This window comes from Blautia sp. AF32-4BH (assembly GCF_003460565.1).
GTDB lineage: Bacteria > Bacillota > Clostridia > Lachnospirales > Lachnospiraceae > Fusicatenibacter > Fusicatenibacter saccharivorans.
Genome location: NZ_QTVL01000012.1, coordinates 80,958 through 102,178 on the forward strand (window position 1 = coordinate 80,958; position 21,221 = coordinate 102,178).

The following is a 21,221-nucleotide window of genomic DNA, read 5'->3' on the forward strand; positions in this document are numbered from 1 at the left end:
GAAATTTTCATCAAAACTGCATCTCATACAAATGCGCATAAATCCCGCCTTTCGCGAGCAGTTCCTTATGTGTGCCTTCCTCCGCAATTCCATTCTCCGTCAGCACCAGAATCCGCTTTGCATTCCGGATTGTGGACAGCCGGTGCGCAATCACGAAGGTTGTCCTGTCTTTCGCCAGAAGTTCCAAAGATTTCTGGACGACTTTTTCGCTTTCGTTGTCGAGCGCTGAGGTTGCCTCGTCGAAAATCAGGATCGGCGGGTTTTTGAGGAATACGCGGGCGATGGAAAGCCGTTGTTTCTGGCCACCGGAAAGTTTTACGCCGCGCTGGCCGATATCGGTGTCGTAGCCGTCCGCCAGCTCCATGATAAATTCATGTGCATTGGCCGCTTTCGCTGCGCGGATGACCTCCTCGTCGGTCGCATCCGGTCTGCCATAGCGGATGTTGTCGATGATCGTTCCCGCAAACAGGTACACATCCTGCTGCACAATACCGATTTCATCGCGCAGATCCTTCAATTTCACATCGCGGATATCCTTTCCATCCAGTAGAATCCTTCCTTCTGTCACATCGTAAAAACGCGGAATCAGAGAACAGAGCGTCGTCTTTCCGGCGCCAGAGCTTCCCACCAGCGCTACATAGTCTCCTGCCGGGACATGCAGATTCACATTGCTTAACACATTCTCCTTCGACTCCTCATAATGGAACGAAACGTTTTCAAAGGTTACTTCTCCCTGCACATTCTTCAGTGGCAGTGCATCCGGCTTGTCCTGGATGTCCGGTGCGATGCTCATAATTTCCAGGAAACGTTCATAACCGGAATAACCATTCTGGAACTGCTCCGTAAAGTTCACCAGCTTTTTCACCGGATCTGTGCAGTTATTGATGTACAGAAGAAAGGTAACCAGATCCGCCGCCCCAAGCTTCCCGCCTGTCATCAGCAATGCGCCGACAATCAGCGAAATAACGGTAATCAGCGTCGAAAAGGCTCCCATTCCCGAATTGTAAATTCCCATATAGCGGTAGCTGACCTTCTTCGAATCGACAAAACGGTCATTTCCCGCATTGAACTTACGCATCTCTTCTGTCTCATTTCCAAACGATTTGACAACACGGATCCCCGAAAGACTGTCCTCAATCTGACTGTTGATATCCGCAATTCTGCGGCGGTTTTCCTTAAATGCACTCTTCATGCGGCTGTTCATCACTAACGCAAACAGCAGCATCACCACAATAACCACAAGCGGCACACATGCCAGCATCGGATTTACCACAAACAGGATGATCATCGCACCGATCAGTTTGATAAACGAAATGACAATATCCTCCGGCCCATGATGTAAAAGCTCACTGATATCGAACAGATCGCTTGTGATGCGCGACAACAGATGGCCGACCTTCTGGTTGTCGAAAAAAGCAAACGAAAGCTTCTGATAATGGCCGAAGATCTCGTTCCGCATATCATGCTCAATCCGCGCCCCCATCACATGGCCGTAATAGGCAATATAAAAGTTACAGTACATTTCAACCAGAACCATAGCAATCATCAGAATACCGAGGCGGATAATCTCACCCGTTGCCTGCTCCAGCGGCTTTTCCACAACCGTACTCGTAATATACCGTACAATCAGTGGAATCACCAGTGTAATGGCTGCTCCAAGCATTGCAAAAAACATGTCGGTAAAAAACAATCCCTTATATGGAATGTAATACCGCGCCAGCTGGCGGATTCTTCTCTTCTCTTTTCCGGTTTCTTTTTCTTTACTCATCCTGTCCTCCCTTTCCGTTGGAAACCATTTTGTAATCTTTTCGGAACTCAGACGGTGATACGCCGCATGCCGTTTTAAATGATTTCATGAAATGCTTATCATTTTCAAATCCAACCTGTTTGGCAATTTCCGTAATTTTATCTTCTGTTTGAATCAACAGACGCTTTGCCTCCGCAATGCGGATCTCCTTCAGATAGTTCACAAAATTCACACCGGTATGTTCTTTAAACGCTGCTGAAAACAGCGAATAATTCATACAAATATGGTTAGATACCATTGCCATATTCAGATCTTTTGCATAATTTTCCCGAATATATGAAATTGCCTCTTCCATTTTTTCTTTTCCGGCTGTCTGACTTTTCAGGCTTTCCCTGTAAACGTGTATCCATTTTTCAAACGCATCCAGAAACAGATCTGCATCACGGTACTGCAGAGGGCGCGGACATTTTTCCTGTTTTTCCGCCACTCGATGAAAAAGATCCAGCTCTTTACAGATTGCTTCTGTTACTGCCAGAAGCTGATAGGGGGAAACCCTCTGATGTGCTGCCTCAAAATACCAGTTCCGCATTTTTCGCAGCACAGTATCTGCCCGGTCCGTTGGCACCTGCAGAATAAATTTTTCCTGAAACTGTGCCAGTTCCGGCTTTTCCTCAAAACATTTTTTCTGATATTCTTCCACAGGATTTTTCTGTATAAATGCCATTTCCCGGGCCAGCAGTGCTTCCTGGTATGCCTCTGGAATTTCCATCACAGAACGATGTTCTTTTCCCACTCCGAGACAAAATCTCTCATCTTTTTCTTTCATGATCCGCTCTGCCTCCGGTTCCGGCAGAAGATACAGAACTCCTCCTTCTACGCCTTCCAGCAGAATTCCGCTGCATTTCGAAAACCGTTCCCCATTTGCCTTGCTGGTCAGCAGGATCCGGAAGCTGTCGTTTCCGATGTATCGCCGGATCCTGCTTTCCATATCCATCCATTCGTTTTCTTCGGCCATTTCTGCATTCATCATCAGATAACGGAGCTGATTTAAAAAGCACCGTTCTTCCTCTTCTTCCGTTTCCCGGGTCTCCGAAAGCTCTCGTTCCAGATTTTCCAGAAGCTGTTCTATCGTCTCCCGCTTGATCGGTTTTAAAATATAGTCCCGAACTCCATGCTTCATCATTTCAACCGCATAGGAAAATTCATCATAGCCGCTTAAAACAATAACAACAGGTTTCTGTGACAACTCCTCCATTTTGTTGACCAGTGTCAGACCATCCATTTTGGGCATACGGATATCAGTGAACATGACGTCCACCCTCTGTTTTCTCAAAATCTCCAATGCCTCTTCTCCGTTTCGACACTCCAGAATCTCCTCCACCGGCACGCTGCTTCGCCGGATCATCGCCACGATTCCCTGTCGAATTAATTTTTCATCTTCTACAACCAGCAGTGTATTCATTTTCTTTTTCTTCCTCTTTCTCGTCACCCTCTTGATCCATCAGAGAATATTTCCCCCTCGTGATGGGAAGATGAATACTCACCTTCGTATAGCAATGCTCTTTTGTATAGACCGACAGCCCATACTCTGTTCCAAATTGAATGTGGATTCTGTCCTGTACATTCCGAAGCCCGATTCCATGTTTCGGCTGTGTATCTGAATTCAGGCGCATTCTTAGTTTACGTCTCAGAATTGCAAGCTGCTTTTCTGACATGCCTGTTCCGGAATCTGTGATTTCAATCTCAAAGCTCTTTTCATGCTCTATTCCTTTGATTTCAATGACAGCGTCTGCATCCAGCTCCTCAATTCCATGTGTAATTGCATTTTCCACAATCGGCTGAAGAGACATCTTCGGGATATCCTGCCGATATAAATTTTCCGGCATCTGAACGGACAGTGTTATTGTGAAATCATACCGCAGATTCATCAGTTCCACATAGTTCTGAATATAATTCATCTCATCCTGAACGGTTACCAGGAATTTATTCCAGCGCATATTGTAGTGCAGCATTTCGCCAAGTGCTGTCACTGCATCGGAAATCGTATATTCTTCCTTAATCTCAGCCATCATCTTGATGGATTCCAGAACATTATAAATAAAATGAGCGTTAATCTGGTTCTGCATTGCCCGGATTGCCGTATCTTTCAGCGCTGCCTCCCTTTTGATGCTTTCCTCGTTCTGTTTCTGAATTCTCTCCAGCATTCCGTTGATACCATAGCTCATTTCCCGCATCTCTTCTGCGCTGTAACAAACCTTTATCTTTGTTGTTCCATTGTCAATCTGACGCATCTCACCCAGGACGTCATAAAACTCCTTCAGCAGGCCACGCACAATCAGATTGACCACCACAATCAGAAGCAGTCCGAAGCCGGCAAATTCAAGCAGCATTCTCTGCTGCTGTTTGATCATGTTTCCGGTTGCATCATCCAAATTGGTCAATGTTACAAACATTCCATTGAGTTTATCGACTTTCCGAAGCACAATTGCAACGTTTTTCCGGTCAATCACCGCGCTCTGCTGACTCTCTTTTTTGTCACGGATTCCTGCCCGGAACAGAATCAGCCCCCGATAGGACTGCCATTTGCAGGCTGCCGCTGTCTTCCCGCAGTCATATAAATTCCAATTTTCATCAACAAAACAGGCCCAGCTGCTGTCACCGGATCGATAGATTTCAGGAAATATGTCTGCCATACGCATGGATACCTCGATCACGCCAAGCCTTCCTCCGCTTTGATCCCGCAGCTCCCGTACATAAGTCATCAAATGGGAACCTTCTTTTTTTGTACCGGAGATAATATTTTTTTCCTGTATGTCAAAAAACCACTGTCCTCCGCCCTGATAGCTTCGGTACCAGGCGCAGTTTTTCATCTTTTCCTTCTGGTACAGGATCGGCTGCTGCTCCAGAAAACCATCTGCCATGGCAAAAATATGGATCTGGTACAGATCCGGCATTGCCTCCTGCATTTTATCGATTATGCTGATGCTGTTGTTCCGAAATTGCTGATAATAGCTCTCCGAGATCTCCTCTCCCCTCCTGAGATGAAGAAGATATTTTTCCAGTGGTTCATACTCCTGCAGCGTATCTACAACCATTGAGCAGGCATTCGCTTTTGCATTCACCTCCGCACAGGTAAGATCTATTGCTGTTACTGCTTCATTTACCCCATGATCTATGGCATTCTTTTTGATACTCCTAAACCCAAAGCACATCATGCCAAAAAGCGGAATAAAAATAAAGATCAACGTTGTTACGGTAAATTTTTCGTTCAGTTTCAGTCCGCGAAACCAGTTTCGCATTTTTCATCCCCCAGTTTTCTTTTCGGTTCTGTAACCTTACTAATTTTACCAGTTTTTTCTTTAAAAAGCAATTTTTTCGGAAAAATTATTGACAAAAAGAGAAGACGGTACACTTTTTTTCCGTGCACCGTCTCTCTTTTCGCAAGACTCATATATGACGCAAAGCATGATTCCAGGGAAACAGCTTTCGTACCATTGTTATACTGTTGTCAGATCCCACGGTTCATAAATCTTTGGAACATCGCTGATCAGACGTTTGGTATACGCTGCTGTCGGGTGAAGAATTACTTCTTCTGCCGGTCCCGATTCCACAAATTTTCCATGCTCCATAATATAAACATTATCGGATACATAGTAAGCAAGACCAATATCGTGGGTGATGAAGATAATCGTCATATTGATCTCATCACGCAGCTTCAGCAGCATATCAAGGATCGTTGCACGTGAGCAGGCATCAATCATAGACGTCGGCTCATCGGCAAGCAGAATCTTTGGTTTCAGAAGGAAAATACGTGCAATCATCAGTCGCTGCATCTGGCCTCCTGACAGCTCAAATGGATATTTGTTTGTCAGTTCTGCGTATTTTAAGTTTACAAAGCTGCAGGCCTCTGTCATCAGACGTTCTTTTTCTTCTTTCGGCAGATTTTTGTCACCGCGCATATTAATGCAATCCAGCAGAACAGAATCTACACGTTTGAACATATTGTAGGAAGCGAACGGATCCTGGAAAATCGCCTGAATTCCCTTCCAGTACTCTTTTTTCTTCTTTCCGTTCGAGATGTCTCTTGGTTTACCCTGGAAATCAATTTCGCCTTCCGTTACGCTGATCAGCCCGAGCAACATCTTCGAAAGGGTTGTTTTTCCGGATCCGGATTCTCCTACGATAGAAACAAATTCACCTTCATGAAAATCGAAATCAACATGGTCTACAGCGACCGTTTTTGCATCGCCAAAGCCAAACACTTTCGTTACGCCTCTTCCGGAGAGGCATGGTTTTAATTCTTTACCATCACGCATTTGCATACACCTCCCGAATCTTTCTCTCAGACATCAGGCAGCGGTACTCTCTTCCGTTCGGCAGTTCGATGACCTCTGGTTTCATACCGCGGCAGGTTGGCTGTGCATAAGGACAGCGGTCTGCGAAACGGCAGCCCTCCGGCGGATGCTTCAGGTTTGGCGGAGTTCCCGGAATTGCAGTCAGCTTCTGTTCTCTTACACCTTCCTCCGGAACGATGATCGATCCCATCAGACCTTTGGAATATGGATGCAGCGGATCGAATACCATTTCTTTTGCGGTACCTTTTTCTACAATCTGTCCAGCATACATAACCATAATATCATCGGTTACGTTGTAAAGAAGCGGCAGCTCGTGTGTGATGAAGATCATGGATTTGATAAATCCTTTTTCCATCAGATCACGCATCATTTTAATAACCATTTTCTGGGAAGTTACATCCAGCGCGGATGACGGCTCATCGGCGATCAGTACCTTCGGAGAAAGAATGGTCGAAATTGCGATAACGGTTCTCTGTTTCATACCTCCGGAAAGCTCAACCGCATGCTTCTGCAGTACCTCCGCCGGCAGGCCTAAGATCTGAAAACGTTCTTTTGCCAGATCATAAATATCCTTTTTCGGCATTTTCGGATCATGCGCATGAATAACGTCTTCTACAAATCGGATGATTTTCTGTGTCGGGTTCAGAGCATTCATTGCTGCCTGCGGAATGTAGGCGATCTCATTGCCCAGAATATTTTTCCGGACATCGTCTGGTTTCATTCCGGAAATTTTTCTTCCATCTACGATAATATCGCCGCTGATGTAGTGAAGCGGTGCGAAATAATAGCCCATCAGGGACAGCGCCAGCGTCGATTTACCACAGCCGGACTCACCTGCTACACCGAGGGATTTTCCCTCCTCAATCTTCAGGGAGACTCCGTCTACGGCGTATACATCTTCATGAAAACGAGTCACATATTTCGTTTTCAGATTGTTTACTTCCAGCATTACTTTTCCCATAGCTGCCTCCTTAGTCTCTTAACTGCGGGTTGAATACCTGGTCAAGACCGGTGTTCATCAGGTTAAGAGAGAATGAAATAAGTGCGATTACAAGAATGACCGGGAAATATGCCCACCATGCACCGTTTAAGTGTGCATTGTACTGGGTTGCCCATTGCATCATAAGACCAAGTGTTGCGGTCTTTGTGGTTGCCGGTCCAAGTCCGATCATAGAAAGCTGTGCCTCTGCCAGAATTCCGGAGGAAATCTGGAGAATGAAGGCCATAACAACGTAGGATGCAACGTACGGAAGGATGTCGGTAAGGACAATTCGCAGCATGCTGTGGCCGGACAGTTTGGAAAGGTTTACATGGTCACGGTTTCGAAGAGAAATAACCTGGGAACGTACGGAACGTGTTGTCCACGGCCATGCGGTAATTCCGATCAGGAGTGCCACCATCATGATTCCCCTCTGAGACTCACCTACGCTGTAGGAGATGAGGATCAAAAGAACGAAGGATGGGATAACGGTGAACAAGTTGGTAAAGAACAGAATCAGGTTGTCCACAAAACCTCCAAGGTAACCTGCAAGAAGTCCGAGGAACAGTCCGATCACGGTTGCAATGATTCCCGCAACCAGACCAATTTTCAGGGATGAACCTGTTGCAGAGATCAGCTCAGTCAAAACATCACGGCCAAAGTTATCCGTACCAAGCACAAAGGTCTGACGGTTAATGACATCTTTTTCATTGATATACTGCTTGCTGTCGATGCTCTGAACCTCTTCCAGCTCACCGGTCTCTTCATTTTTCTCGGCAATAATGGTTGGAACATCCTCTAAAATACCGTCGATTTCGTTGTCGAGACGCTGATATTTTTTCTTTTTTGCTGCGATAAGGCCTTTCTGTTCTGCATTTGGGTCATATTTTTCCTCCCAAAGCGCAATCAGACCTTCTGCATCGGTAACATCGATTTCACTGGCATCTACACCGCCGTATTTTTCCAGCCATTCTGCCATCATAGAACGGTTGTCCATTGTCAGTTTGCTTTCAACGATGGATGCGGTTGCATCAACATTCATCTTATACGTTTTGCCGGAATTTACGGTGTCCTGAATCGAAAGATAGGTACCCGGTTTGAAAAAGTTTCCGTTTCCGATCATTGCCAGCGGATCTTTTGCCACAACAAACGGATAGATGATAATGGTCAGGAGAATTGCCAAGAAGATTACAAATCCTGTCACGAATTTTCCTGAATGAAAAATCTGTTTGATTGTATTTTTCATAGCGTATTCTCCTTTCTAATCCTGCTGGGATGCTTTGACACGTGGGTCAATGACTGCATACAGAAGTTCAACAAGCAGGTTGGCCAGCAGAACCATGATGGTAATGATTAACGTACAGGCAGAAAGCAGCGGATAATCCTGGCCGGTAACTGCTGAGAGCATCGTTGTTCCAAGTCCCGGGTAACTGAATACCATCTCAGCTACCAGGTTGCCGCCGATCATGGTACCAAGGGACATTGCGAGACCGGTGATCTGCGGAAGCATTGCGTTACGGAACACATATTTCACAATCGTATGATCCTTGATACCAAGGAAACGACTGTATTTTACATAGTCGGCATTCAATTCATAAATTGACATTGAACGCATACCAATCGCCTGGCCGCCGATCGTGATGATTACGATAGACCAGAATGGCAACTGGTAATGTGAAAGCACAGATTTCATAAAAGCAAGGCTCATATGCGGAATCATACTGCTCGCATAGCCGCCTGCTGCAGGTGCAATATGTAATTTCAGTGAGAAAATGAACAAAAGTACGGTTGCCATACCAAAGGCAGGTACGTTACTGATAAACAGGAATGCCGGAAGGATTGCCTTGTCGAAAACACCTTTCATATAAGCTGCAATTGCACCAAGCAGGTTACCAAGAATCCATCCAACAATAATGGCCGGAAGCTGTAAACATATGGTCCACAGAACCGAACTGGAAATAATATCGGATACGGTACGCGGATACTGGCTGAAAGAAACGCCGAAATCACCGCGAAGTGCATTTTTTACCCAGGTAAAAAACTGGACATACATTGGTTTGTTAATACCAAATTTTGCTGCATAGTCTTCATATACTTTCTGAATTGCAGTCGCATCGGTCATACCTTCTACCGATTTGGACGCAATAGTTGAAACCGGATCGCCCGGCATCAGACGCGGAAGAATGAAGTTCAGCAGCACTGCAAAGACTAACGTCAAAAGATACCACATGATCTTCTGCGTATAATACTTTTTCATTCCTTTCATAGAGGAACCCTCCTTCTGATTTTGTAAAAGCGGCCGGAGCACCCCGGCTCCGGCCGCCTCTGTTACAATTCAGTGTGTGCTTTCTTTCTGTTTGGCAAATCAGCCGTCAATCAGTTCCAGATTGTACAGTGCTGCTACGCCATAACCATCGGTGCAGTCCATCGGAGGAACATTGGTTCCATCGTCTTTCTGCGGATAGTTGGTCCATACGGACTCGTTTACTTCGTGGAATACCTGCGGTCTGTACATCAGCGGTACACACGGGCAATCTTCCAGCATAATCTTGGAAAGTTCTGTATAGTAATCTTTCAGTTTTGCATCATCGGTCTCATGAGGAATTGCTGCAAGGATTTCATCTACACGGTCGTTCTGATAATGACCGAAGTTACCACTGAAGTTAACCTCAAGATCGTTGTAATCAGAGCTCATGAAGAAACGGCATCTCATGTACGGGTTGGCAACCGATGTACCAGGGCCGGACTGCATGGTGATTTCGAAGTTTCCGGTACTGTAATCCGTGCTGTAGTTTGCTGCTTCCGGGAAGTAGGTCTCAATGTTGATACCAATATTCTTTCCTGCTGCTGCTACGATTTCAAGGGTTGCATTCCAGTCAGACCATCCTGTCGGGCACTCAGCCTTATAGGAAAGGTTCTTTCCGTTGTACTCACGGATTCCGTCTCCGTCGGTGTCTACGATTCCGGCATCGTCCAGAAGCTTCTTAGCACCTTCTACATCGGCATTGGACCACTGATACTCTTTTAAGGCATCCTGATCCACCATAGCCTGCTCAGCATCGGTCGGGTTCATGACAGAACGCGGAACATCTGCGAAGGTAGGAGACTGTCCGGACATTGCTGAAGAAATAACCTGATCGTAGTCAACTGCCATAGCGATTGCCTTACGAACAGCTACCTGATCCAGTCCTTCTACTTCTGTATTAAAGAACAGGGTAGGCATTGTCATACACAGCTGATACGGTGCTTCATCAACATAGGTAGAAATCGGAAGATCCTGCTCTAACCACAATTTCTGAAGGTCTGTGATGAATATCTGTGCCACATCAATATCACCATTCTGGAATGCGGTGGTAGCTGCTGCGTTATCTTTAAAGATCGGGTGAGAAATATATTTCGGAACCGGAAGCTTACCCCACATGGAATCTGCCTGTCCCCAATAATTATCATCGCGGATCAGAACTACGTTCTGGTCATTGTCAAAGTATTTTTTGTACGGTCCGGAAGTTACCAGATCGTCCATCTTATCCATTTTAATTGCTTCAGCATCGTTGTTGTTTCTGTCAGCTACGGTCTTCAGATAGTTTTCCTGCATGATATAAAGCATTGGAAGATATCTTTCCGCAAGAACCGGGTTAACTGCTTCGCCGGAGTCATCGGTTGTCAGTTTGAAGACTACGGTACTGTCATCCTGTGCAACAACATCTGCAATGTAGCTCTTCATTTCAGCGCCGGTAGAAGAATTGTAATCTACATGTGCATGATAGGTAGCTGCTACATCTTTTGCAGTAACCGGTGTGCCGTCATTCCATTTTGCGTCAGCTTTGATTTTCACTGTGATCTCGGTACGATTGTCGTTCCACACTGGATCTCCGTCTGCAAGCAACGGATACATTTTTGCATCCAATGGATTCCACATATAAAGAGTTTCATAAACAAGTACACGTGAAGCATCGCCCTGTGCTATAACCATTGCATTGTTTGAGTTTGCGGACATTGGGTTGTAATCATTGACGGTACCCCACTGCTGTCCTGCGAAGTAAAGAGTTTCATTTCTTGGAAGCTCGCCTACCACATCATCTGAACCTGTGGTATCTTCGCTGGAAGCATCTGCTGTGCTGGAAGATGCTGCTGTGGTATCGCTTGATGCATCTGCTGTTCCGCTGGAGGATGCTGTTGCTCCTCCGCTTGAACTAGTGCTTGTGCTTCCGCTGTCTCCACATCCGGCAAGCATCGTTCCTGCCATTGTCACTGTCATTAACAGTGCAAGGACTTTCATGTTACGCTTTTTCATACTTTTTACCTCCTTAAGGTTTTCGTTCTTGCTTGATGAATTCATTATACACAAAGACTGTTAGAAAAACAGTGTCTATTTTTTGTTTTTGGTGTTCTTTTTTTGTTTTATGTTGGTTAAATTGCTCATTTTACTCTTTTTAACTCCCTTTGTTCTGCTCATTTTTCACATATCCGTTTTCGCAACATCTGCACTATTTCGTCATTATGATTATTTGTGCTATTTTTCCGTCTTTTCCGACATTTTTCCGTTCGCTTTTTCCATCTCTTTGTGCTATGATGAATATCGTATCAATTTCAGGAGGTTTTTTCTATTATGAATACTGTTTCTCATAAGTACCGACAGTCAGCGCTTCTGCTTCTGACCGCTGCGATCTGGGGTTCTGCCTTTGTCGCACAGCAGACCGGTATGGATTATGTCGGACCTTTTACGTTCAACGCGGCACGAAACCTGCTCGGCGGACTTACGCTTCTTCCGCTGATTGTCTTTTTCTCCTCGCGTAAAAAGCGAACCCTGCCGCCGGATGCTTCGTCAGAAAATGGCACACAGCCAAAAACGCTCTGGGCGGGCGGTATTCTCTGCGGCATCGCACTGTTTGTCGCCTCAACTCTGCAGCAGATCGGCATCCAGTACACAACCGTCGGAAAGGCCGGTTTTATCACCGCACTTTACATCGTACTTGTTCCGGTCTGCGGTTTTTTTCTCCGAAAGCGTGTACAGCCGAAGGTCTGGCTCGCAGTTCTTATTGCCGTCGCTGGTCTCTATCTGCTCTGTATGACAGACGGCTCCTTCTCTTTGCAGAAGGGAGATTTTCTTGTGCTTGCCTGCGCGCTCGGATTTACCGTACATATTCTGGTTATTGATCATTTTTCTCCGCTTGTCAGCGGCATCAAAATGTCCTGCATTCAGTTTTTTACCTGTTCGATCCTGTCCGCTGTCTGTATGGTTCTCTTTGAAACCGTAAACTTCTCCGATCTTCTGCACGCCTGGATGCCGATTCTCTATGCCGGAATTCTCTCTTCAGGTATTGGCTATACCCTGCAGATCATCGGGCAGAAAGGATTAAATCCTACCATGGCTTCTCTGCTGATGAGCCTGGAATCCGTTTTTTCTGTTCTTGCCGGTTGGATTCTCCTTCATCAGGCTCTCTCCGCTCGCGAGCTCTCCGGCTGTATTCTGATGTTTGCAGCGATCGTGCTGGTACAGCTTCCGGACTTTCACAAAACCAACGCTGTTTCCTGATGTCATTCCTGTTTTGGTGTAAGAAAGATTCCTGTTTTGCGAGCTTCTTTCTTACGGCAGCTTGCTTTGATGACACAATTCCCCTCCGCCGCAGGTGATCCTGTCCGGAGGGCTTTTTTACGCCATTCGAAAATTTAACCGAATCAAGCAAGTCTCTGGCTTCCATTGCGAACATCCGCTTGCCTAACATTTTTATAGCATAAAAATACAAAATTCTGTATATTGATTGCAGGATTTTTTAATTCGTGCTACACTGTTTTTATTGTACCAATAAGCACTTATTTTATTAGGAGGTTCTGTCATGCCCGTTTTTGATTTCAGCAATTCCCCGGAAAAAGCAAAAGTTTCCGAATGTACGTATACTGTTTTCCGCACAAACGCACCGTTTACTTCTCCGGATCAGCCGATCCTAATTCTGGATACAAAAGAGAAGGCTTTCCCGCATCATCCCTGCGGTATTTTCACAAACCCATCCAAACGGACCTCGTTTGAATTTAAAGATGAAGAAGAATCCTTCATTGCCGACATTCTTCAGATCGATGCCCGTTTTGTCAGCCTTTTAAAATGGCTCGGTGAAAACCATATCAATGTCCGCCTTTCCGGTACACAAACATCCGACGGTTATGCAGTTTACAAAATCCGCGAGATCGCTTTCGGTGGCGGCGCAAAGCTTTCGGCTGAGGATGGATTTTTACAGTTTATGATTGAACGTCTCCTCGCCAGCAATGCACCGGAGGAAGAAATCGAAGATGAAGACCAGGAAGAAACCGGTGACAGCATGAAACTCACCAGCATCCAATCCATTACTGATTTTATGAACTGTGCCGGAAGAACGCTGCCGGATAATATCCGCCTTTGGGCGCGTCGAAATCTCGCTGTTGCCCGATCCCACGAGGTTTCTCCGGAGGAGCGGCGTCACGCACAGCGCGCTCTTTCCATGATGATGAATATCCAGTGGAAAAGCAATTATTTTGAAGCCATTGATCCGGTAGAAGCACGCCGGATCCTTGATGAAGAACTGTACGGCATGGAACGCGTGAAGCAGAGAATTATCGAAACTATCATTCAGATTAACAGGACTCATACGCTGCCGGCCTATGGTCTGTTGTTGATCGGTCCTGCCGGAACTGGAAAATCACAGATTGCTTATGCCGTTGCGCGTATCTTAAAATTACCGTGGACAACACTCGATATGAGTTCGATTAATGACCCGGAACAGCTGACCGGAAGTTCCCGCATCTACGCAAACGCAAAACCGGGAATCATCATGGATGCTTTTTCCATGGCTGGTGAATCCAACCTCGTCTTTATCATCAATGAGCTCGACAAGGCTGCCTCCGGCAAAGGAAACGGAAACCCGGCAGATGTTCTGCTGACCCTTCTTGATAATCTTGGTTTTACCGATAACTATATCGAATGTATGATCCCGACCGTCGGTGTATACCCGATTGCAACCGCAAACGACAAGAACCAGATCAGTGCTCCGCTGATGTCCCGCTTCGCTGTGATTGAAATTCCGGACTACACACCGGAAGAAAAGAAAATCATTTTCTCCCGCTATGCACTTCCAAAGGTATTAAAACGCATCGGTATGAAAGAAAATGAATGCATTCTGACACCGGAAGGACTCGATGCCGTAATCTCCTGCCACGAAAACACAAGCGGTATTCGTGATCTTGAGCAGGCTGCTGAGCATATCGCAGCAAATGCGTTATATCAGATAGAAGTCAACCATGTTTCCTCTGTTACCTTTGATGCAGAAATGGTACGTGAACTGCTCTTGTCCTGCTGATCTGCCTTATTTTCTATTTTGAAGGCGTATCAGGGTACGGCGAAAACCAGTGACGCAACAATTCACGCTCTGTGGTGCTGAAATTTTTTGCATTATTTTGGAGTGTGCTGTAAAATAGTTTCCTGTCCCCTCAGTCTGTACTTTCGGGCCGGGAACTATTTTATTTCTCCAGATATTTTCATAAAAGAAAGCCCCTGACACTTTCATGTCAGGGGCTTCCTTTCGGTCAATTCAGAAAATTTATTTCTGCGGACCAGCGGAAACAAGTGCTTTACCAGCAGCGTTTCCTTCGTATTTTGCAAAGTTCTTGATGAATCTTTCAGCCAGATCCAGTGCTTTGGTCTCCCACTCGGAAGCATCAGCATAGGTATCGCGAGGATCCAGGATAGCCGGATCAACGCCCGGAAGTTCAGTCGGAACTTCGAAGTTGAAGTACGGAATAGTCTTCGTCGGAGCTTCGTTGATAGCACCGCTTAAGATTGCATCGATGATTCCACGGGTATCACGGATGGAGATACGTTTTCCGGTTCCGTTCCAGCCTGTGTTAACCAGGTATGCTTTTGCTCCGCTCTTCTCCATTTTCTTAACAAGCTCTTCTGCATATTTGGTTGGGTGCAGTTCCAGGAATGCCTGGCCGAAGCATGCAGAGAAGGTAGGAGTCGGCTCGGTAATTCCGCGCTCGGTTCCTGCAAGTTTTGCAGTAAATCCGGACAGGAAGTAGTACTGAGTCTGCTCTGGTGTCAGAACAGATACTGGCGGAAGTACGCCGAATGCATCTGCGGACAGGAAGATAACATTCTTAGCTGCCGGTGCAGAAGAAATCGGGCGAACGATGTTCTCAATGTGGTTGATCGGATAAGATACACGAGTATTCTCGGTTACGCTCTTATCATTGAAGTCAATTTTGCCTTCTGCATCAACAGTAACGTTCTCAAGCAGAGCGTCACGTCTGATTGCGTTGTAGATATCCGGCTCAGACTCTTTGTCCAGGTTGATAACTTTTGCATAGCAGCCGCCCTCGAAGTTGAATACTCCGTTGTCGTCCCAGCCGTGCTCGTCATCACCGATCAGAAGACGTTTCGGGTCTGTGGAAAGTGTTGTTTTTCCTGTTCCGGAAAGTCCAAAGAAAATTGCGGTGTTCTCACCGTTCAGGTCTGTGTTTGCAGAGCAGTGCATGGAAGCGATGCCCTTCAGCGGCAGATAGTAGTTCATCATGGAGAACATACCTTTCTTCATCTCTCCGCCGTACCATGTGTTGACGATAACCTGCTCACGGCTTGTGATGTTGAATACTACTGCTGTCTCAGAGTTCAGACCCAACTCTTTGTAGTTCTCAACTTTTGCTTTGGATGCGTTGTATACAACGAAATCCGGCTCGAAGTTCTCAAGCTCTTCTGCTGTAGGTTTGATGAACATGTTAGTTACGAAATGTGCCTGCCAAGCTACCTCAACGATGAAGCGGATAGCCATACGGGTATCTTTATTTGCACCGCAGAATGCATCTACAACGAACAGTCTTTTGTTGGAGAGCTCTTTTTTGGCGATCTCTTTTACTGCTGCCCATGCTTCCTGGGTTGCCGGATGGTTATCGTTTTTGTACTCATCAGAAGTCCACCATACAGTATCTTTCGAATTCTCGTCCACAACGATGTATTTGTCTTTCGGTGAACGGCCTGTATAGATACCGGTCATAACGTTAACTGCACCAAGCTCTGTCTCCCGGCCTTTTTCATAGCCTTCCAGCTCTGGTTTTGTCTCTTCCTCAAATAACTGCTCATAAGAAGGGTTGTACACAATTTCTGTGGTACCGGTGATGCCATACTTTGTTAAATCGATCTGTGCCATCTTGTAATTAACCTCTTTCCTTTGATAGTAATACTGCTTCATTCTGCAAAATGCAGAAATTTGAAGGTATCCTTTAGAAGAAACCGGACCAGCCGACCTCTTCTACTCTAATTATACATAAAAGGCCAAAAAAATCAACTGAAAATCTTCCGTTTTTTTACAGAACGTGTCCCAAAATCTGTAAAAATTTTATAAACTTCGATTTTTCGAAGTTTTCTGACAATTGCATTTTTGTACACTTCATCCTGCAAATTGACATTTTTTGATTTTTTATGTTATAATATTAATAATTATGTTCGGAAAGAAGTTTCTTTATGTATTACGATCTGACCCGCGGGAAAATCTCCCGCTCTCTTATCCTGTTTGCCCTGCCGATGATCGCAGGAAATCTGTTGCAGCAGTTTTACAACATTGCCGACACCCTGATCGTCGGACGCGTTCTCGGAAGCAATGCGCTCGCCGCCGTCGGCTCCTCCTATACGCTGATGACGTTTCTGACTTCCATTTTTCTCGGCCTGTCGATGGGCGCCGGTGCGCTCTTTTCGATTTATCAGGGACGAAAAGATCTTTCTTCTTTAAAACTTTCGATTCTCCACGCGTTTCTGCTGATCCTTGCCGTTACGCTCGTGCTGAATCTCGCTGTTTATGCAGGCATCGAGCCGATCCTTACGTTTCTTCGCGTCCCGGATGAAGTCCGTCCCGGCATGCGGACGTATCTTCTGATTATCTTTGCCGGCCTTATTGCAACATCCGTATACAATTTCTTTTCCTGTATGCTGCGCGCGCTCGGAAACTCTTCTGTGCCGCTGATTTTTCTCGCTGTCTCTGCTGTGCTGAACATTGCACTGGATCTGCTCTTTGTCGCTGTACTGCCGTTCGGCATCGCAGGCGCGGCGCTCGCTACGGTTCTTGCGCAGTATGTGTCCGCCGTCGGTATTCTGCTCTATGTGCTGCTCCGCTGCCGCATGTGGCTGCCGTCAAAAAAAGAATGGCGTTTCAGCCATTCCATTTTAAAAGAGATTCTGAATCTTTCTTCGATGACCTGCATTCAGCAGTCGGTCATGAATTTCGGCATTCTGATGGTACAGGGGCTCGTCAACAGCTTCGGTCCGGCGGTCATGGCGGCATTTGCGGCCGCGGTGAAAATTGATACCTTTGCCTATCTGCCGGTGCAGGATTTCGGAAATGCCTACTCCACTTTCACCGCACAGAATTACGGGGCCGGAAATCACGAGCGGATCCGGCGCGGCACGAAAGATGCTTTTGCACTGAGCGCTGCTTTTTCCATCGTCATTTCTCTGCTTGTCAATCTGTTCGCGCATCCGCTGATGCAGATTTTCGTGAAAGCATCAGAAATGGAGGTCATCGCGATCGGCATACAGTACCTGCGGCTGGAAGGCTCGTTCTATCTCGGCATCGGATGGCTGTTTCTGCTGTACGGGTATTACCGCGCTGTCAAACGCGCCGAGATGTCGGTTGTTCTGACCGTCATTTCGCTTGGCATGCGTGTGGCGCTGGCATACCTTTTCTCCGCCACGGCGCTTGGCGTTGCCGGAATCTGGATCGCCATTCCGATCGGCTGGGCACTGGCTGATATGACCGGACTTTTCTTCCTGCGGCGTGCATTCCGATCGCAGAAGCCTGCATAAGTTCCGAATCTTATATCGCAGTACGGTTTTCTGCGGATAAACTGCGGAACTGCCCCGGCGTCTGGTGCATGCGTTCCTGGAAGACGCGGTTAAAATAGCTGATATTTCGGAATCCGCAGTCGCTCGCAATCTTGCTGATCGCCTCCTCGGTGGAAAGCAGCAGCCGGCAGCTCTCGGCAATCCGCAGGTTATTGACATACGTCACGGCGGAAATATGCATAATCGACTTAAAGAAGCGGCAGAAAGCGCTCTCACTCATATGAAACTGGCTCGCCAGTTCCGCGATTTCGAGATCCTCACAGAAATGAGCATTCATGTATGTGAGGATCTCTTTCATTCTGCTGACACGGTAATTCGTCGAGGCATCCGTTTTTCCGCCGTTCTTTTCTGCCGCACTGTAATATCCCTGCCAGATTTTCAGAAGTTCCGCTTTTAACAGCAGCTCCCAGCCCGGTTCTTTTCTTTCCTGCAGATTTCGGATCTCCTGCATGGCCTGTGCCGTTTTTTCTGCAAGGCGTGTCCCCCGCTCTGTCTTGGATGGAAAACGGATCTCGGAGGACAGCACTGGTTCGATATACTGCTGCTGGATCCGGTCAAGCGATGTGCCGGACAGAAAACGCGGCTGGAATACAACGGCAAGAAACGTAAATTCCTGTCCGTCGATTCCCTCTACCTCATGCAGACGGTTTGCATTGACAAAGGCGGTCTCCCCTTCCCGCAGGAGAAAGGTCTCGGTATCCATATGAAAAACAGCTTCGCCCTTTACTGCATAAAAGAGCTCCACTTCCTCATGCCAATGGCAGTACACCCGCACGGTACTCTGCAGGTCTGTCTCGAAAACGTGAATGCTCAGTGGAAAAAGCTCATCACCGTGGGGCTGTGTTTCTTTTCGGTAATTCATCTGTGAGAGCATATTTTTGTCTCCTCTCTTGTTTTGCTCTGCTGTCCCAATTGTAACACGAACTTTGCGATTCCGGCAAGTTTCCATGTTCTGCCGGCGAATCGCCCTTCCATGACCGTATTTTTCCTTCTTAAATGATAATAATTATCATATTTTATCAGCTTATTGACATTTCTTTTCATCCGCGCTATATTTTAGATACCCCGATAGGGTATGTGATTTCAAATTTTTCATCAAATCCCAGGAATACAGTCCGGCACGCTTTCGTTTCGCTGTATTCCCGGAAGAAAGCAGGTATTGTATGATTAAAACAGTCTTAAAAATTGATGGTATGATGTGCGGCATGTGCGAATCCCATATGAATGATGTAGTCCGCAAGAGCTGCTCTCCAAAGAAAGTAAACTCTTCTGCAAAAAACGGCGAGACCGTTGTCATCAGCGAAGCGCCGCTCGATATTCCGTATCTGAAACAGCAGATCAAGGACATCGGATATGAGCTGGTTTCGTATACGAGTGAGCCGTATGAGAAAAAGGGATTTTTCCATTTCGGACGATAAGCGGATTTCATGCCCTTCCTTTTGCAGTTTGTGCATCGGAAAAAAGCACCTTTTCAGAAGTTTATTTCCTTTTGGAAATCTGCCTCTGAAACGGTGTTTTCTATTTTTTATCTATGATTTGATCAGCCGCAGCAGCATCCGCAGGACGGCGGCGTTTCTTTCTCCTCTTTTTTCGGAGATTCTGCGCCCAGATCGTACCAGGTTGGGTCGATGTCGAATCTGCGGTTGTTTCCAAGATAGATCGGATGGGTCGGGTCTGAGGACAGGTAGGCGCGCTCGGTCGAAACCTTCCACTGTGCATCCCAGTCAATCTTCGGAAGTGCCAGATCGTAGTGTGTGCTGGCGCGGAAGCCGTCTTTCTCTCCCTCAATTCTTCCCTTGGCGTCTGCCGGCGGCACGGCAAAATCTGCAAAGAAGGTGTTCACACCGTCGAAATGGCCTTCGTTGCTTCTGGAGAAGGAACTGCGGTATACCGCGTTGTTGATATTATCGAAGAGCCAGAGATTCATCTTATCAATCTCTTCCCGCAGCTCCACCGGATACAGCTCCGGCGCGCCTTTTTTGTGCCATGGGCGGAAGTTGACCTCGAAATAAGTGGTCAGCCAGTTGTAATCGTTGTTGACTACCTTTCCCGTCGTTGTGTCGATCAGCGCCGGAACGGTCGTTCTTCCCTGGTAATCATCATCAGCACGGTAATACGCCTCAGAGAGGAACTGATCGCCGAGCACCGGGTCGATGTTGTTTTCATTGTAAACGTATTCCCAGCCAAGGTTTTTCTCATGCGGGGCATGTTCTACCATATTGACGGAAATCTGATCTTCCAGGCCCTCCAGCTCTCTTACGATCGCCGCGCGGTTGGACCAGTGGCACAGCTTTGCCCAGACGAGACGGTATCTCTTATTACCTTCTGCCTTCAGATCATTTTCACCGTCGCCGAACGGAGTCGTGAAGTGATTCGGCTGTCTGCGAAAATAGCCGTTTTTGTCGATCTCCGATACGGTTTCTTTTGGTCTTACGCGGATTTTTCTTCCATTTACAATCTCATAATCATAATTCGCCATTGATTTTCTGCCTCTCTTTCGCGTGTTCTATCGAATGAATTTTCAAATAGGAAAGCTTTTGTTTTCCTATTATTTCGCTATGTTTTCTATGCAGTTATCATACCATATCTGTCTGGTTACGTCTAATTGCTAATTCTTTGGAGTGGCTATAGGATTTTCTTATATTAAAAGGCTAGTGCCGCATTCTCTGCAAAATGGGCACTGGCCTTGTTTTCGGCGCTTTTTGTTTTTCAGATTTTTCCTTCCCGGCGCAGATACACCAGAAAGCCGTTGCATCCCTCCACGACATCGCGGTACGTCGCCTCAAAATCTCCCGTATACCACGGATCCGCAATATCGCGGCCGGAACCGGCGAAGGAAAGAAATTTGTAAACCTTTCCATCCGGATCATTCTTCAGCATCCGGTTCAGATTGCGGATATTCGCGGTATCCATGCCGATGATGTAGTCGGCGCGCTCGTAATCCTTCCATGTAATCTGCTTTGCGTGATGCGGCACGAGCGGAATGTGCTCCTCGCGCAGTTTATTGACTGTCCCGTAGTGCGGCGGATTGCCGATCTCCTCGCGGCTGGTGGCGAAGCTGTCGATTTCAAAATTGTGGGCAAGGCCGAGGGAATTTACTTTGTGGGTGAATACGCTCTCAGCAAGAGTCGAGCGGCAAATATTGCCGTGGCAGATAAATAGTACTTTAATCATCTTTTTATATCTCCATTTAAGTCTTGTATTTCTTCTCAAAAGCTTGATATTTCACAATGTCATTAACTTAAAAGCAGAAGATATTTATTCCGAAATGGATTAGAT

At 46.4% G+C, this 21,221-nt stretch carries 16 protein-coding genes; 4 read left to right on the forward strand and 12 right to left on the reverse strand.

Annotated elements, in window-relative coordinates; all coding sequences use genetic code 11:
* Positions 1-10 precede the first annotated feature (10 nt).
* The 8 genes from DWZ44_RS13890 to DWZ44_RS13925 all read right to left on the reverse strand — a co-directional run bounded on the left by DWZ44_RS13890 (position 11) and on the right by DWZ44_RS13925 (position 11,375).
* Entirely contained in the window at positions 11-1,768 is a 1,758-nt protein-coding gene (locus tag DWZ44_RS13890) for an ABC transporter ATP-binding protein (RefSeq protein WP_117510327.1), read from the reverse strand.
* On the reverse strand, positions 1,761-3,209 hold the full coding sequence (locus DWZ44_RS13895; protein ID WP_117805090.1) for a response regulator: 1,449 nt from the start codon (positions 3,207-3,209) through the stop codon (positions 1,761-1,763). Before DWZ44_RS13895 ends, DWZ44_RS13890 begins: the two co-directional genes overlap by 8 nt.
* Positions 3,181-5,046: a sensor histidine kinase gene (locus DWZ44_RS13900; RefSeq protein WP_117805091.1), complete on the reverse strand. Its 1,866-nt coding sequence runs from the start codon at positions 5,044-5,046 to the stop codon at positions 3,181-3,183. The genes DWZ44_RS13895 and DWZ44_RS13900 overlap by 29 nt, the downstream gene beginning before the upstream one ends.
* 198 nt (positions 5,047-5,244) lie before the next feature.
* Positions 5,245-6,063, reverse strand: coding sequence for an ABC transporter ATP-binding protein (locus DWZ44_RS13905; protein ID WP_022462701.1), 819 nt, complete (start codon positions 6,061-6,063; stop codon positions 5,245-5,247).
* Positions 6,056-7,063, reverse strand: coding sequence for an ABC transporter ATP-binding protein (locus tag DWZ44_RS13910; protein WP_173841206.1), 1,008 nt, complete (start codon positions 7,061-7,063; stop codon positions 6,056-6,058). Before DWZ44_RS13910 ends, DWZ44_RS13905 begins: the two co-directional genes overlap by 8 nt.
* A gap of 10 nt (positions 7,064-7,073) precedes the next feature.
* Complete coding sequence (locus tag DWZ44_RS13915; RefSeq protein ID WP_117805092.1) at positions 7,074-8,327, reverse strand: ABC transporter permease; 1,254 nt, start codon at positions 8,325-8,327, stop codon at positions 7,074-7,076.
* 15 nt (positions 8,328-8,342) lie between these two features.
* Positions 8,343-9,347 carry an ABC transporter permease gene (locus DWZ44_RS13920; protein WP_117805093.1) on the reverse strand — a complete coding sequence of 335 codons (1,005 nt, stop codon included), beginning with the start codon at positions 9,345-9,347 and terminating at the stop codon, positions 8,343-8,345.
* Positions 9,348-9,446: 99 nt separating this feature from the next.
* A complete protein-coding gene (locus tag DWZ44_RS13925; protein ID WP_158565918.1) occupies positions 9,447-11,375 on the reverse strand; it encodes an ABC transporter substrate-binding protein in 1,929 nt (642 codons plus the stop codon).
* A gap of 315 nt (positions 11,376-11,690) precedes the next feature.
* Here DWZ44_RS13925 and DWZ44_RS13930 point away from each other — a divergent pair, with 315 nt between their 5' ends.
* Together DWZ44_RS13930 and DWZ44_RS13935 are read left to right on the forward strand one after the other, a co-directional pair.
* Entirely contained in the window at positions 11,691-12,617 is a 927-nt protein-coding gene (locus tag DWZ44_RS13930; RefSeq protein ID WP_117805095.1) for a DMT family transporter, read from the forward strand.
* Between the two features lie 301 nt (positions 12,618-12,918).
* Positions 12,919-14,409 carry an AAA family ATPase gene (locus DWZ44_RS13935; RefSeq protein ID WP_117805096.1) on the forward strand — a complete coding sequence of 497 codons (1,491 nt, stop codon included), beginning with the start codon at positions 12,919-12,921 and terminating at the stop codon, positions 14,407-14,409.
* Positions 14,410-14,649: 240 nt separating this feature from the next.
* On the opposite strand, the gene pckA is transcribed toward DWZ44_RS13935, so the two are convergent.
* Positions 14,650-16,254, reverse strand: coding sequence for a phosphoenolpyruvate carboxykinase (ATP) (pckA, locus tag DWZ44_RS13945; RefSeq protein WP_117761790.1), 1,605 nt, complete (start codon positions 16,252-16,254; stop codon positions 14,650-14,652).
* A 314-nt stretch (positions 16,255-16,568) separates the two neighbouring features.
* Here pckA and DWZ44_RS13950 point away from each other — a divergent pair, with 314 nt between their 5' ends.
* Entirely contained in the window at positions 16,569-17,903 is a 1,335-nt protein-coding gene (locus DWZ44_RS13950) for an MATE family efflux transporter (protein ID WP_117761791.1), read from the forward strand.
* Positions 17,904-17,913: 10 nt separating this feature from the next.
* Here DWZ44_RS13950 and DWZ44_RS13955 read toward each other — a convergent pair whose 3' ends face one another.
* Entirely contained in the window at positions 17,914-18,816 is a 903-nt protein-coding gene (locus DWZ44_RS13955; protein WP_055228413.1) for an AraC family transcriptional regulator, read from the reverse strand.
* 289 nt (positions 18,817-19,105) lie between these two features.
* On the opposite strand from DWZ44_RS13955, the gene DWZ44_RS13960 reads away from it, so the two are divergent.
* On the forward strand, positions 19,106-19,360 hold the full coding sequence (locus tag DWZ44_RS13960; RefSeq protein WP_022461058.1) for a heavy-metal-associated domain-containing protein: 255 nt from the start codon (positions 19,106-19,108) through the stop codon (positions 19,358-19,360).
* A 122-nt stretch (positions 19,361-19,482) separates the two neighbouring features.
* Here DWZ44_RS13960 and DWZ44_RS13965 read toward each other — a convergent pair whose 3' ends face one another.
* Together DWZ44_RS13965 and DWZ44_RS13970 are read right to left on the reverse strand one after the other, a co-directional pair.
* Positions 19,483-20,421: a hypothetical protein gene (locus DWZ44_RS13965; RefSeq protein WP_117761792.1), complete on the reverse strand. Its 939-nt coding sequence runs from the start codon at positions 20,419-20,421 to the stop codon at positions 19,483-19,485.
* A 230-nt stretch (positions 20,422-20,651) separates the two neighbouring features.
* On the reverse strand, positions 20,652-21,116 hold the full coding sequence (locus tag DWZ44_RS13970) for a low molecular weight protein-tyrosine-phosphatase (protein ID WP_117805098.1): 465 nt from the start codon (positions 21,114-21,116) through the stop codon (positions 20,652-20,654).
* Positions 21,117-21,221: the final 105 nt, after the last annotated feature.

Bases quoted from the DNA above. Each gene is read 5' to 3' on its own strand.
- DWZ44_RS13890 (WP_117510327.1), bottom strand. From the start codon at position 1,768: ATGAGTAAAGAAAAAGAAACCGGAAAAGAGAAGAGAAGAATCCGCCAG.
- DWZ44_RS13895 (WP_117805090.1), bottom strand. From the start codon at position 3,209: ATGAATACACTGCTGGTTGTAGAAGATGAAAAATTAATTCGACAGGGA.
- DWZ44_RS13900 (WP_117805091.1), bottom strand. From the start codon at position 5,046: ATGCGAAACTGGTTTCGCGGACTGAAACTGAACGAAAAATTTACCGTA.
- DWZ44_RS13905 (WP_022462701.1), bottom strand. From the start codon at position 6,063: ATGCGTGATGGTAAAGAATTAAAACCATGCCTCTCCGGAAGAGGCGTA.
- DWZ44_RS13910 (WP_173841206.1), bottom strand. From the start codon at position 7,063: ATGGGAAAAGTAATGCTGGAAGTAAACAATCTGAAAACGAAATATGTG.
- DWZ44_RS13915 (WP_117805092.1), bottom strand. From the start codon at position 8,327: ATGAAAAATACAATCAAACAGATTTTTCATTCAGGAAAATTCGTGACA.
- DWZ44_RS13920 (WP_117805093.1), bottom strand. From the start codon at position 9,347: ATGAAAGGAATGAAAAAGTATTATACGCAGAAGATCATGTGGTATCTT.
- DWZ44_RS13925 (WP_158565918.1), bottom strand. From the start codon at position 11,375: ATGAAAAAGCGTAACATGAAAGTCCTTGCACTGTTAATGACAGTGACA.
- DWZ44_RS13930 (WP_117805095.1), top strand. From the start codon at position 11,691: ATGAATACTGTTTCTCATAAGTACCGACAGTCAGCGCTTCTGCTTCTG.
- DWZ44_RS13935 (WP_117805096.1), top strand. From the start codon at position 12,919: ATGCCCGTTTTTGATTTCAGCAATTCCCCGGAAAAAGCAAAAGTTTCC.
- pckA (WP_117761790.1), bottom strand. From the start codon at position 16,254: ATGGCACAGATCGATTTAACAAAGTATGGCATCACCGGTACCACAGAA.
- DWZ44_RS13950 (WP_117761791.1), top strand. From the start codon at position 16,569: ATGTATTACGATCTGACCCGCGGGAAAATCTCCCGCTCTCTTATCCTG.
- DWZ44_RS13955 (WP_055228413.1), bottom strand. From the start codon at position 18,816: ATGCTCTCACAGATGAATTACCGAAAAGAAACACAGCCCCACGGTGAT.
- DWZ44_RS13960 (WP_022461058.1), top strand. From the start codon at position 19,106: ATGATTAAAACAGTCTTAAAAATTGATGGTATGATGTGCGGCATGTGC.
- DWZ44_RS13965 (WP_117761792.1), bottom strand. From the start codon at position 20,421: ATGGCGAATTATGATTATGAGATTGTAAATGGAAGAAAAATCCGCGTA.
- DWZ44_RS13970 (WP_117805098.1), bottom strand. From the start codon at position 21,116: ATGATTAAAGTACTATTTATCTGCCACGGCAATATTTGCCGCTCGACT.